The 13,353-nt window shown below is 38.4% G+C and carries 15 protein-coding genes; 7 read left to right on the top strand and 8 right to left on the bottom strand.

What is annotated here, in order from left to right; all coding sequences use genetic code 11:
- Nucleotides 1–675, top strand: a 675-nt coding sequence (locus M901_RS03405) for a hypothetical protein (RefSeq protein WP_021276762.1), incomplete at its 5' end; no start/stop codon positions are given.
- A 49-nt stretch (nt 676–724) separates the two neighbouring features.
- Here the strand turns inward: M901_RS03405 and M901_RS03400 are convergent.
- Both M901_RS03400 and M901_RS03395 read right to left on the bottom strand, forming a co-directional pair.
- On the bottom strand, nt 725–907 hold the full coding sequence (locus tag M901_RS03400) for a hypothetical protein (protein WP_021276774.1): 183 nt from the start codon (nt 905–907) through the stop codon (nt 725–727).
- Nucleotides 908–916: 9 nt separating this feature from the next.
- Complete coding sequence (locus tag M901_RS03395; RefSeq protein ID WP_021276765.1) at nt 917–1,897, bottom strand: M48 family metalloprotease; 981 nt, start codon at nt 1,895–1,897, stop codon at nt 917–919.
- 131 nt (nt 1,898–2,028) lie between these two features.
- Between M901_RS03395 and M901_RS03390 the strand changes: the two genes are divergently transcribed.
- The 3 genes from M901_RS03390 to M901_RS03380 all read left to right on the top strand — a co-directional run bounded on the left by M901_RS03390 (nt 2,029) and on the right by M901_RS03380 (nt 6,999).
- Complete coding sequence (locus tag M901_RS03390; protein ID WP_021276772.1) at nt 2,029–2,601, top strand: TetR/AcrR family transcriptional regulator; 573 nt, start codon at nt 2,029–2,031, stop codon at nt 2,599–2,601.
- Between the two features lie 103 nt (nt 2,602–2,704).
- On the top strand, nt 2,705–5,815 hold the full coding sequence (locus tag M901_RS03385) for an efflux RND transporter permease subunit (RefSeq protein WP_021276775.1): 3,111 nt from the start codon (nt 2,705–2,707) through the stop codon (nt 5,813–5,815).
- Nucleotides 5,815–6,999, top strand: coding sequence for a hypothetical protein (locus tag M901_RS03380; RefSeq protein ID WP_021276768.1), 1,185 nt, complete (start codon nt 5,815–5,817; stop codon nt 6,997–6,999). The genes M901_RS03385 and M901_RS03380 overlap by 1 nt, the downstream gene beginning before the upstream one ends.
- A gap of 61 nt (nt 7,000–7,060) precedes the next feature.
- Here the strand turns inward: M901_RS03380 and M901_RS16180 are convergent, their stop codons facing one another.
- The 5 genes from M901_RS16180 to M901_RS03355 form a co-directional block, all read right to left on the bottom strand.
- Entirely contained in the window at nt 7,061–7,630 is a 570-nt protein-coding gene (locus M901_RS16180) for a GNAT family N-acetyltransferase (protein ID WP_021276776.1), read from the bottom strand.
- 15 nt (nt 7,631–7,645) lie between these two features.
- Entirely contained in the window at nt 7,646–8,074 is a 429-nt protein-coding gene (locus M901_RS03370; RefSeq protein ID WP_021276763.1) for a DUF5522 domain-containing protein, read from the bottom strand.
- The gene (gene trpS, locus M901_RS03365) at nt 8,074–9,075 is read right to left on the bottom strand and encodes a tryptophan--tRNA ligase (protein WP_021276766.1); all 1,002 of its coding nucleotides are present in this window, start codon (nt 9,073–9,075) and stop codon (nt 8,074–8,076) included. Before trpS ends, M901_RS03370 begins: the two co-directional genes overlap by 1 nt.
- Nucleotides 9,076–9,208: 133 nt before the next feature.
- Complete coding sequence (locus M901_RS03360; RefSeq protein WP_021276773.1) at nt 9,209–9,553, bottom strand: hypothetical protein; 345 nt, start codon at nt 9,551–9,553, stop codon at nt 9,209–9,211.
- A gap of 122 nt (nt 9,554–9,675) precedes the next feature.
- Nucleotides 9,676–9,924, bottom strand: coding sequence for a ferredoxin (locus tag M901_RS03355; protein ID WP_021276771.1), 249 nt, complete (start codon nt 9,922–9,924; stop codon nt 9,676–9,678).
- 200 nt (nt 9,925–10,124) lie between these two features.
- On the opposite strand from M901_RS03355, the gene M901_RS16175 reads away from it, so the two are divergent.
- Genes M901_RS16175 through queC form a run of 3 tightly spaced genes read left to right on the top strand, consistent with a single transcriptional unit; the run spans nt 10,125 to nt 12,599 of the window.
- On the top strand, nt 10,125–10,361 hold the full coding sequence (locus M901_RS16175) for a hypothetical protein (protein ID WP_021276769.1): 237 nt from the start codon (nt 10,125–10,127) through the stop codon (nt 10,359–10,361).
- A gap of 20 nt (nt 10,362–10,381) precedes the next feature.
- Complete coding sequence (locus tag M901_RS03350; RefSeq protein ID WP_232422505.1) at nt 10,382–11,887, top strand: phospho-sugar mutase; 1,506 nt, start codon at nt 10,382–10,384, stop codon at nt 11,885–11,887.
- Nucleotides 11,888–11,900: 13 nt separating this feature from the next.
- Complete coding sequence (queC, locus tag M901_RS03345) at nt 11,901–12,599, top strand: 7-cyano-7-deazaguanine synthase QueC (RefSeq protein WP_021276770.1); 699 nt, start codon at nt 11,901–11,903, stop codon at nt 12,597–12,599.
- A gap of 2 nt (nt 12,600–12,601) precedes the next feature.
- Here queC and M901_RS03340 read toward each other — a convergent pair whose 3' ends face one another.
- Complete coding sequence (locus M901_RS03340; RefSeq protein WP_021276767.1) at nt 12,602–13,141, bottom strand: PepSY-associated TM helix domain-containing protein; 540 nt, start codon at nt 13,139–13,141, stop codon at nt 12,602–12,604.
- Between the last annotated feature and the right edge of the window lie 212 nt (nt 13,142–13,353).

Here is a 13,353-nt window from a genome sequence, read left to right as displayed (position 1 = left end):
GGTTTAGATACTGTTAAGAACCATGTCTATGGAAAATATGGGAAGCAATTTATTGAAAAGATGAGAGATCTATCAAGAGCACAGAATAAGAACTTTAGTTCTAAGTTTGAAGACTTTTCAGAGAATCACTTAGACAATGGAAGAATTAGGCCTCTTGATACTTTAAATGAAGATCAAGTTCTCAATGCTTGTATTGATGCTCAAACAGGAAGAGAGATTTGGGTTTACTCTCAAAAGCTTTCAGAACTAGGTTATGATTTTCTTTCAACAAATAACGACGTCTTTGGCGATCCAGGTACGAGTAAGGACAGAAAGAGACTCAAGCAACATACAGACTCTGCAGTTCTTGCACGAAGAATTATTAGTGCTAAGAACTATCAGAAGAAAGTTCAAAACTATAGAGAGCTAGGAAAGAGTGAAGTTGAAATTGAAGGAAAGAAGCTTTCAATTGAAGATGCACAAATTCTCGCTCAAACCGTCGAGTTCTATGGAAAGAAGATGTCTGTTAATGAGGCCATCAACTATCTTGAAGATAATTACGGTGCAAAAGGTTTAAGAAAGCAGCGTATTGGTTCGACAATGATTGATATTATGGGCAACAGAGACAGAACAGTACTTCTACAAAATCTTTACAAGAAATATAACTGCGACACGGCAACAACTTTTACGAGATAAGATAATCAAAAGATAAAATAAATAAGGGGCCAATTATACGGCCCCTTTTTTATTGAACATACTTATCTTTAATACATGAGGCCTTACATGTGGCCATCTTAGTCGCTTCATATTTAGAGTATTGAAGACTACACTTCTTCATACAAAGATCATACTTTGTTTCAATATATTGGGTTTTGGCCGTTCCACATGAGCTAAGAACAATAATAAAAAGTAATGGTAAAAATCTCATCTTCTATCCTTAAATTTGTTTGATTAATTTCTTATAACTTTGACCAGAGACAACACCGCTCTTTGGAAACTTTCTCTCCATCTCATTCATCTGATCAACTCTTTGCTGACTAGGCGGATGTGTCGACATCGCATCGACAAAGGCGCGACTAATAGGATCAGCTTTTTTAGTATGCTTCTTTTCCATAATGAGAAGCTTTTCGTAGAATTTCCCGACATGGTTTGAGTCAAAGCCTGCGTTAACAGAAGTTCTAAATCCTATTCTATCCGCTTCCATTTCGTCCTCTCTAGAGTTTGCCATGAAACCATACTTCTGAATAAGTAAGCCCCCTGCACCGCCTGCTAAGGCACCATACTTGGCCATGCGGGCCAAACACTCCCTATCCTGCTTTGAACATAGGAGTTTTCCAAGCCCAAAACCCGCAGCGCCACCTAGAACCGCTCCCCCAATTCCGTAGAGCCAACTCTTACCTTTTTCCTTTTGCGCTTTATGGATTCTCTCAGCTGTATGACGGGCCTTAATATGGCCAATCTCATGACCAACAACTCCAGCAAGTTCAGCTTCTGAGTCAGTCATCTTAAGAAGTCCTGTTGTTACAAAGACCTCACCAGCAGGCAATGCAAAGGCATTCACTTGCTTTGAGTTTACGATTCTAAAGTTATAGTGATAAGGCCTTCCTCTTAAACTATTACGATCGACAATGCGATGGCCAAGATCGTTAATATACTTTTGTGCGTAATTATTTTTTAATGTTGGGTAGTCCTTCTCCATTTTTGAGAGATACTCAGAAGTCATTCTTCTCTCATCTTCCACAGATAAAGTCGTCGACTGGCCAGAGTTATCCCCCTCCCTATAGCGAGTTTTCTGGGGAGAAGCACAACTTGCAAGTAGCATAGGAACACTGAGAATCAGGGCCCTCCTTCCCATTTGAGTTTGCGATATTTGCTTAAGATCTACCTCGAGCATTTGTAGAGCAATTTTCTTATCCATAAGATTTCTCCTCCATTTTCTAGTAATTATTATACAGATCATCTCTAGTAAGTTCATAGAATTATTGATATAAATACAGAAATACCAAAAAATTACTTGAAACTTACATACATGTAAGTAAATATAGAGCTATGAGAGAACTAATCTTAGAAAAAGCAGAACAGCAAATGAGATCCGGAGGTTTTGAAAACCTTAACTTCGGTCAAATTGCCAAAGAGTTGGGAACAACTCGTGCTAACCTGCACTATCATTTCAAGAATAAAGAATCTCTCGCTATTGAAGTTACTAAGAAATATGGTGAGCACCAATTCGAACTTCTTGCTCAACTGATCAAACAATTCAAAGGCGACTTCTTTGGCGCTATGAAGGCTTCTGAAGAACTCTTCTGGCAACAGGCCTATCAATGTGACAGCACGAGAATTTGTGTCTGTACTCAAATGGTGAAAGAGCCTGATCTACCAGAAAATCTTCAAGATATGTCTTGTACTTTCTATCGTATGTTTGAAAACCTCCATGTTGAGCTTCTTCAAGATGCAATTGATAACGGACAAATCAGAGCAGATATTGATATCCAACGAGAGGCCACAAGGCTTCACATCACCATTATGGGAATTATGACATGTGGACAACATATTGGTGATATTAAGCAAGCTCATAAAGAACTCTCAGGTTTTCTTATGGACTGGGCCAATAGCCTGAAATAATTAGCTTTTTTTTACATAACCCACTTACTTACATGTAAGTTAGAATACTATATTTTTTTAATCACAATACTTACTTACAGGTAAGTAGAATTAAGGACTTAAAATGAAAAAAGGAAGAGAAAATTACGGTTTCCAACTTGGAAAAGTCGTAACCAAAAGGCCAATTCTCATTTCCCTCTTGGCCGTCGTTATCTCAGTACTTCTGGGAAGCGGAATGGGAAAGATCACGATGAGTAGCGATTATCGCTACTTCTTTGGTAAGGACAATCCACAGCGACTCGCATTTGAAAAACTACAGAATGTTTATTCAAAAGATGACAATCTCATCATTGTCTTAACCCCAAAATCGAAAGAGGTCTTCACCCAGAAAAATCTCAAGGCCATTGAAGAGCTAACACAAGCGGCTTGGAAGGTTCCCTACTCAACTAGAGTAGATTCAATTACTAACTTTCAGCACACAGTCGCGATTGAAGATGATCTTATCGTAAGAAATCTTGTCGATGACTCGACAAACCTCAACACAGCGAAGCTTAGTCAAATAAAAGAAGTCGCCTTAAACGAGCCGCTTCTTAAAAATAGATTAATCAACGCAAGTGCCTCTGTTACGGGAGTCAATATTCAATTTAACTTCCCAGGAAAGAACCCAATGGAAATTCCTGAAGTCGCACAATACACAAGAAAGATGACAAAAGAGTTTCAAGAAAGACACCCACAATTTGAGGTGAAGCTTTCTGGACTTGCCATGATGAATAATGCTTTTAATGAAGCTGGTATGAATGACATGCAAACCCTTACACCTATTATGTATGGGATCATTCTCTTTTTTATGGTCATTATGCTCAGATCATTCTTTGCAGTCGTCGCAACTTTTCATGTTATTTTATTTTCAGTTATATCGGGAATGGGGCTCGCGGGATTTCTAGGAATACCAATTACTCCACCATCTTCAATTGCACCAACAGTTATAGTTACGTTGGCAATTGCAGACTCAATCCATATCCTTAAAGGGATTCTCTACTCAATGTCACTTGGTCATAGTAAGAAAGATTCAATAATTGAGTCTATGGCCGCCAATTTAAGACCTGTTTTCTTAACAAGTTTTACCACTGCAATTGGTTTCCTATCACTTAACTTCAGTGATACGCCTCCATTCCATGATTTAGGAAATATTACGGCCATGGGTGTAACGGCAGCATTTCTGCTCTCTATCACACTCCTTCCTGCTCTAGTGACAGTACTTCCACTAAGAGCTCCAAAGAAAATAGAAAACCAATCGAGCCTATGGCAAGTTCGTTTTGCAAATTTCATCACAAGAAATAAAAAGCCTGTTATGCTAAGTACAGTTTTTGTTACAGCTTTTCTTGCTGTTCAAGTTCCAAAGATTGTACTCAATGACCAATTTGTTAAGTACTTTGATGAAACGATCCAATTTCGAACTGATACCGAATATACAATGAAGAACCTAGCGGGAATCTATCAAGTGAACTATGACTTAAGTTCTGGTGAATCTGGTGGTATCTCAAACCCTTCTTACTTAGAAAAAGTTGAAGAGTTCACGCAGTGGCTTAGAAAACGGCCAAACGTAACACACGTCTCGACAATCACAGATACTTTCAAAAGACTTAATAAGAATATGCATGCAGATAAAGAAGAGTATTATAAACTTCCTGCTTCCAGAGAACTCAGCGCCCAGTACCTTCTTCTCTATGAGATGAGTCTGCCTTACGGTCTAGATCTTAACAATCAAATCGATGTTGATAAGGCCTCAACACGTGTCATTGTGACTTATGGAGATATCGAAACGAAGCAGATTCTCGACTATAACGAAATGAATGAGCAGTGGATAAGAAATAATATGCCAAAGCATATGCACACTCTTGGCTCTTCCCCTACGATTATGTTCTCACATATCTCTGAAAGAAATGTGAAGTCAATGGCATGGGGAACCCTACTGGCTTTTGGTCTCATTACAATTACCCTTATCGTTTCACTTAGAAGTTGGAAGTATGGAATTATCTCACTACTTCCAAATGTCATCCCTGCAATAATCAGCTACGGGTTATGGTCCCTCTTTGTAGGTAAAGCAGGATTCGCTATTGCCATCGTAAGTTCAGTGACTTTGGGAATTGTTGTTGATGACACAGTTCACTTTCTTTCTAAATATGTTCGTGCCATCAAAGAAAAAGGGATGTCACCAAAAGATGCTATTGAATATGCTTTCTCAAGTGTCGGAAGTGCCCTTGTTGTCACAAGTATTATTTTAACAATTGGATTCTCTGTTCTCATCTTCTCACCTTTTAAGATGAATATGATTCTTGGAATTTTATCGGCCCTAACAATCATGGCCGCACTCATTATTGATTTTACATTCTTACCAGCAGTTCTTGCTCTCATGGATAAGAGTGAACAAAGTACCGGGCAAAAAGGAGAAAATATGAAACTAAAAAATGCCTTAGCAACAATCTCAATTACACTACTAGCAATAGGACTTGGATCACAAGTTAAAGCTGAAACAAATAAAGGCCTATGGGTCGCTCAACAAATAGATAAGGCCAATAATGGTTTTGTTAATCAGAGTGCGAATGTTGAGATGATCCTCCTTAATAAACAAGGTCAGAAATCTACAAGACTAATGAAAATTAAAACATTAGAAGTTCAAGGAGATGGTGATAAGTCTTTAACAACATTTGACTCTCCTCGAGATGTAAAAGGGACATCATTTCTAAGTTTCTCACACGCAACAACGGCCGATGATCAGTGGCTCTATCTGCCGGCCCTTAAAAGAGTGAAGAGGATTTCTTCAAATAATAAGTCAGGACCATTTATGGGAAGTGAGTTTGCCTATGAAGATATCTCCTCACAAGAAATTGAGAAATATACTTATAAGTACCTAGAGACTCAAGCTGGGAATCACCTCATAGAAAGATATCCTGTCGACAAGAACTCAGGATATACGAAACAAATTGTTCTCGTTGATGGGAAGAATTGGAATATCTTAAATATCAAATTCTATGACAGAAAAGACTCACTCTTAAAGACACTTGTTTATGAAGACTATAAGAAATATGACAATGGTCAATGGCGTGCCGACCTTATGCACATGACCAATCATCAATCAGGTAAGAGCACTAAGCTGATTTGGAAAGATTATCAATTCAATCAAAATATAAGTACGCGTGACTTTAATAAGAATGCTTTAAAGAGGTTGAGATAATGAAGAATTTTATTCTTATCTCAGCACTCTCCTTGTCGTCTCTTCTGGCCTTTTCTGCAGAGCTTACGCTCTCAGGAGAGGCCTCTCTTGAAAGTCGATACTTTTTTAATGAAGGAAGCTTTGGCAATACCGATCAGTCGCAAAGCTCCATCGTTTTTGAACCACAGGTTCGCTACTCTTGGGAAAATGATCGTAAGGTTATTAACTTTACTCCTTACATGCGTTTGGATGATCCCGATGAGGAAAGGAATCACGCTGATATCAGAGAATTAAGCTTCACTGGTGCCTACGGAGATTTAGAACTTAAGGCCGGAATTAGTAAAGTATTCTGGGGGGTGACAGAATCAATTCACTTAGTTGATGTTATTAATCAAATCGATTACGTCGATAATATTGATGGTGAAGATCGCCTTGGCCAACCAATGCTAAACCTAAACTACCAAACCAGGCTAGGAAATTTCAGTGCCTTTGTCCTTCCCTATTTTAGAGAACAGACTTTTCCAGGAAAGAAAGGAAGATATCGTGGCGCCTATGTCGTAGACACAGATACTGTTGAATACACTCATAAAGACGGTCAAAATCATATCGATTATGCACTGAGATGGTCTCACTACTATGGGGATCTCGAATGGGGTGTGAGTTATTTTAGGGGAACAAATAGAAATCCATTCTTTAAAGTTCTTCCAACTGGAAAGCTCGCCCCCATCTACACACAGATGCAACAATACTCAATCGATGCGCAATATATTGTTGGAGATTGGTTACTGAAAACAGAAGTTCTAACAAGAGACTCTGAAAGAGAAAAGAGGTATCTCAGTACAGTGACTGGTTTTGAATATACCTTCTCTAATATTAAACAAACCGGGCTCGATATAGGAGTTCTCACAGAATGGGTTTATGATGAAAGGGAGCTGCAATCGCAGCTAGGTTTCTACCATCACACTTTCTTTGGAACGAGAATTGCTCTTAATGATGCAAAGTCAACAGAGTTTCTTGCCGGAGGGTTTATCAATAACCAAACAGCAGACCTTGCAAGCTTCCGTGTGGAAGGATCAAGAAGAATAAACGAAAATTGGAAGTGGGAGCTAGAAGCGAATCTTGTTTCTTCCCCAAAGAAAAATTCCCAACTGGCCTCATTTAAAAATGATGACTACCTCCAATTCAAAATTTCCTTCTTCTGGTAGGTGCCAGGCACCTTTTGTTTCGCAAGTGCTAAATAAAAAGGGCAACATATGTTGCCCTTTCCTATATCTGAAAAATTTCTTTTATTTCTTCATCAGGCCTTAACTGACCACTTCGGTAATCGAGTATTTTGCGTCGTATAGGATTCGTAAAATACGAGAGATGAATGAGAACACCAAAAATATCATCTAACTGCATATTCGTAATAACGAACCCGGCCTTTAGTTTTGGAATAAGTACACTATTATTAGTTGCACAGTGCCTAGAGTAGATTTTCTGATAACCCCTCTGTTGCAATATCTCCATGGTTTCACTTAGAAGCTGTGAATAGATCCCTTTTCGACGGTACTGCGGAAGAACTGCTGAGTTACACATATAGTATGTATGTGAGTCCTCTTCAAATCCCCAGGACCAACCAATGAATTTATCATCATCAAATGCGGCCAGAAAGAGTCGAAAAATATTTTCTGCTCCCCTCTCTCTACGAAGAGACTCCATCTTAGACTTATCTTCATGAGAGAGAAGTTCATAGAGCTTATAACTATGATCACTTTCAAAGAGAGTGTCTTTGAGAGTGTTATAATGTTCCATGAATTGCTCACGATCCATTTTCTTTACTAAGATTTTTCCCATGAAAACTCCGTGACCCTAGAGGTATGACGAAACAGTATCTTCGTCTAGGCCTTGATCTTTAAATTCATCTTTTAGGTGAAGAGACTTAAGAGATTTCCCCTTTACTTCGACGATCCCACAAAGAATGTCTTTTAAAAAGACAAATTGAAAATGATCCTTATTCTCTTCATTCACTCTTATATTCACATGTGCTTTCTTTGGGGCACCAAAGGCAGAACCCAAGAGTGAAGAAGTGATGGCACTAGTTTGTTCAGGCCTAGACTGAAATAATGAGTTGGCCTTTTCGAGACAATCTATTGGTCTAAAAGAGAGCCCTAAGTTCTTCACCGTCGTCCCATAAGGACAGTGTAGACAGTTACTCTTACAGCATGTTCCCCTATTTCGATAGAACTGACTCGTAAAAACAGTCAGCCCCTCTTCGTTAATATAGGAGAGCTTACTCATTATCTTCTTCCCGGATAAAGTCCAACTTTATTATAGACATCAATAAGAGTTTTATTAGCACGCTCTTTGGCCTTTAATGCATTCTTGGCCATGATGTCTTCGAGATAATCTTTATTATTCATAAGATCAGCATATTTATCTTGAACAGGTTTGAGCGTATCACAAACAAGATCAGCAAGATCAACTTTAAGGTGCCCATACATCTTCCCCTCAAATTTCGCTGTGATCTCATCCATACTCATTCCACTAAGAACAGAATAAATCGTCATCAAATTTGAGATTCCTGGTTTATTTTCTTTGTCATAAGAAACAACCGTACCTGTATCAGTTACCGCTCCTTTGATTTTCTTTTGAATCTTCTTAGGAGTATCGATAATAGAAACATAGGCCTTCTCATTATCATCAGACTTACTCATTTTTGATGTCGGTTCTTGAAGTGACATAACTCTAGCACCAACTTTTCCAATATAGGCTTCTGGCATTGTAAAAGTATCACCATAGCGATTTGCGAAGAAAGTCACAATATCTCTGGCCAACTCAAGGTGCTGCTTCTGATCTTCTCCGACAGGAACAAGATGAGTTTGATAGAGTAAAATATCCGCGGCCATTAGAACTGGATAAGTAAAAAGACCGGCGTTAATATTCTTTGAATTCTTTAATGACTTCTCTTTGAACTGAGTCATTCTATTGAGATTGCCCATTGGGGTCATACAATTTAAAATCCACGCAAGCTCAGAGTGCTCACTAACGTGGGACTGCATAAATACTGTATTCTTCTCAGGATCAAGTCCTAGGGCGAGGTATTGAGCATAGAAGCTTAAACTTCTCTCTTGAAGTTGCTTCGGGTCCTGCTTAACAGTCAGAGCATGAAGGTCTGCCACCATATAGAAACAATCATACTGCTCTTGTAGCTTCGTCCAGTTATTTATAGCACCAATATAATTTCCTAGTGTTAAATTTCCTGTGGCCGTACTTGCTGAGAGTAATGTTTGCTTAGACATGTGATTATACCTTCTTTGCGTTGAATAAAGTCTTGATAATATAGACGATATGTCTTCAAACGTCTATTTCCAAGCGACTTGTTCAAATAAAAAAGGCCGACAAAGTGCCGGCCAAGATATTCAATATTTTTAATTAGTTACAGTAACCTTGAGTTGTAAGTAGAACTTTACCTGTCTCAACAATATAAACAAATTGCTGCTCACACTCACTTACGTATGGAGAAAATACTGGCTCACCCTCATCATAAGAGAGATCTGTTGTTGTTTCTGACCAAAATGCAGTGTAGAAGACTTCTGTTGCCACACCATTTTCATAAGTAATTTTGTCAAAGGCAACGAATGTTCCTTCTCCAAAATATTGATCAGCTGTTTTTGAAATAGCTTCTTGCGCAAGCTTAACCACATTCATAGATGGTGCTGTTGCAAATACGTGAACTGATAAAAGTGCTAGTGCAATAAGAGCAATTAGCTTTTTCATGGATACCCCCAAAATAATGATTTTTGCCTTAGTATCAAGTTCATTTTACTTAAACAATTCGAGGGAAATAATTATAGGATTTTGAAATAAAGAAGCCCTCAAATGAGGGCTTAAGACTTTGATTAACCGTCGTTACCGATTGAAGCTACCGGACAAGCATCCATTTGCTCTTGGCAAAGTTCTACCTCGTCTGGTGTTGATGGTTGCTTAACTACATACGCGTTTCCATCTTCATCTTCTGCGAAGAAATCTGGAGCACCTGTGTAACAAACGTTACATGCGATACATCCTTCTCCGTTATCATCATCAGGGTCTGTACAATACCAAGCCCCTGCCACATTTGAGCTATGCTTCATCTGAGGATTTGCCATAAAAACTCCTTAAATATCGAATTATTCTAATTTTTGCCTGAGCACAATTTAATCGTAAACTAACGAAATAACAACATTTTCTCTATTATACACCGGCCAGACATAAACACACCTAGTCAAAATTGCCACATTCTCGCCAATTTGAGATGATAAGCCTCTTAAAATACGAAATATTGATCTATCTATATAAGGGAGCAAAGATGACGACTCTAGACAAGGCCATGGCCTGGGCACAAAACCCGTACTTTAGCCAAGAATCAAGAGATGAAATCCAAAAACTAATTGACCAAGATGACAAGAAAGAAATCGAAGAGAGATTCTACAAGGACCTAGAGTTTGGAACTGGTGGAATGAGAAGTATCCTCGGTTCGGGTTCAAATAGAATAAATATTTATACAATCAGAAAGCCACGCAGGCCCTTGCCGATGAAGTTCTAGACTTTTCTAAATCTCAGAATATTGACCAACCAAAAGTGGCCATTAGTTATGATTCAAGAATGTTTTCTTTTGAATTTGCTAAGGAAGCCGCTGCTGTTATGGCCGCCAATGGTGTTCACGCCTATATTTATAAGAGACTTAATCCAGTTGCCCTACTTTCGTATTCAGTAAGACACCACAATGCTCAAGCTGGAATTATGGTTACGGCAAGCCACAACCCACCTGAATATAACGGGTATAAGGTTTACTGGAATGATGGTGCACAAGTGACGCCTCCAAATGATAAGAATATTATTAATCGCTATAATGCCATTACTAATTTTGAAGATGTAAACTTCATGGATTTTGATAAGGGTGTTGAAGAAGGAAAGATTCACTGGGTCGGAGAAGACGTTGAGAATGCTTACTTCAATGATATTCTCTCAAGTGCGATTACGCCTGAGATGTGTCATAAAGATGGTAAAGATCTGAAAATCGTTTATACTCCAATTCATGGTACGGGGCTAATTCCCTGCCAAAGGGCCCTAAATGATCTTGGATTCTCTAATATTGAAATTGTTGAAGAGCAAGCTCAGCCAGACGGGACATTTCCAACCGTATCAAGCCCTAACCCGGAGAATGCTTCGGCCCTTAAGATGGCCGTAGACCTAATGGAGAAGACGAATGCCGATATCGTTATGGGATCAGACCCTGATACAGATCGTCTTGGTGTTGCTCTAAAGCACAATGGAGAAATTGTTTATCCTAATGGGAACCAAATCGGAATCCTTATGCTTCACTATATTTTCCAAAGTCTTAAGGAGCAGGGAAAACTTCCTGAGAATAGCTACTTTGTAAAAACAGTTGTGACGACTCCACTTCAAGAAGTCATCGCTGATCACTACGGTGTAGAGTCTTTTAATACCCTAACTGGATTTAAGTGGATCTGTGGACTTATGAATAAAATGGAAGTTGAAAATCCTGAGAAGAACTTCCTCTTCGCAACAGAGGAGTCATTTGGATACCTTCCATATGACTACGTAAGAGATAAAGATGGTATCGCCTCAGTCACTCTTATGTCAGAAGTTGCTCTCTACTATAAGAAGAAAGGGATGAACCTGATCGAAGCCCTCGATAAGATTTATGAAGAATTTGGATTCTCACAAGAAACTCTCCTTAATCTTGTTTATAAAGGTAAGGAAGGTGCTGAAAAAATTACAAGAATCATGTCTCATTTCCGTGATTTACACCCTACTCACTTGTGTGGAATGAAAATTAAGGTTATAGAAGATTATCAGGCCAGCACAATTGAAGATCTCGAATTAGGGACTAATGAAAAATTAGAATTCCCAATCAGTAATGTAATTGGTTACCACTTTAAAAATGGAAACCGTCTCTACTTAAGACCTTCTGGAACTGAACCAAAGATTAAGTTCTATATTATGATTCAGGAAACAGAGGGAGATCTTGCACAGAAGAAGGCAAAGGCCCAACAAGTGACTGATGAAATCCTCGCTTTCATCAATAAGACAGCCGAGGATTGCTAGAAAAGGAAAGTAAATGTCAAAGAGTAAAGAGTTAGCAGTAGTTCTCGTTAGTGGTGGTATGGATTCATTGGTATGTGCTGCGATTGCCAATGAAAAACATGAAGACTTGGCATTTCTTCACTTGAACTATGGACAGAAAACGGAAGAAAGAGAATTGGATTGTTTCCATAAGATCGCTGATCACTATGGTGTTGATAAGTCTCTAAGAAAAATCATCGATGTAAGTTTCCTAAAACAAATTGGTGGAAGCTCACTTACCGATGATGGAATTGATGTTAAAAAGTTCAAGGGAGAATCTGACGAAATCCCTGACAGCTACGTTCCATTTAGAAATACTCACATTATCGCGATGGCCGTTTCATGGTCAGAAGTAGTGGGAGCAAAGAAAATATATATTGGTGCCGTAAATGAAGACTCATCTGGATATCCAGACTGTCGTCCAAGTTATTACGAAGCCTATAACAAGCTCATCCAACAAGGAACAAAGGCCGGAGATATCTCTATCGTCACTCCTGTAATTGATCTTGCTAAAGATGAAATTGTTAAAAAAGCTGTTGATCTAAAGGCACCTCTTATTAATTCATACTCATGTTATGCACGAGGAGATAAGGCCTGTGGAGTTTGTGACTCATGTGCCCTAAGGCTACGTGGATTTCAAAAGGCCGGAGTTGAAGATCCGATTGAGTATGTTGAAAGACCAGATTATCTATAAACTCAATTATACAATAAAAGAAGAATTCCCGAAACGACGATCCCTGCTACAAGAGCGGGGATTGTTTTCTTTCTCAAGGCCTTATTAGAAATGCCAAGATACGCACCGGAAAATACAATCACAAGGAACGAGAACCCAAATAGAATTGAGAAATATTTAAAAAAAGTTGGGCCATGCCCCTTATGTAACTCCATAAAGAGTTTCTGTGCAGAGGGCTCGACTTTATATAATTTATTAGGACTCCCTCTTTTGATCATATAGTGATTTCGTGAAGTTGGTCGCAAATAAATAGAGTCCCCTTTAAGCTTAAGATATTCGTAGTCGGGCTTTATATTTTGAGACTTGAGAACTTCATTAATTTCTAATTGAAGCTTATCAATATTCTTTGACAATGGAGCTTCAAAAGTTAGGACAAGTTCTCGACTCTCGCTTCCCTTTTCACCCAACATATAAAGTGTTCCTGTGATAGAGAAAAGAAGTAGTAACGGAAGAAAGAAAGTTGAAATATAAAGATGTATATCGATCCAATTTTTTCTAGTCATAATTTGCCCTATAAAAATAACTCCTATTAGAATTGATTCTGTCACAATAGAAGTTTCATTTCTTTGATCTATATCAATAAATCAAAACTTATCTCCCTATATAATAGAACAAAGAAAATGGTCTATTCAACACAACAGGTGTTGGATAGACAGAACAACATTTCGATTCAAGCAACCGAAACTGCATGTCATAATTTATTAGTGTTGTCTTA

The organism is Bacteriovorax sp. DB6_IX (assembly GCF_000447775.1).
GTDB lineage: Bacteria > Bdellovibrionota > Bacteriovoracia > Bacteriovoracales > Bacteriovoracaceae > Halobacteriovorax_A.
This window is presented reverse-complemented; position numbering and strand designations above follow the sequence as displayed.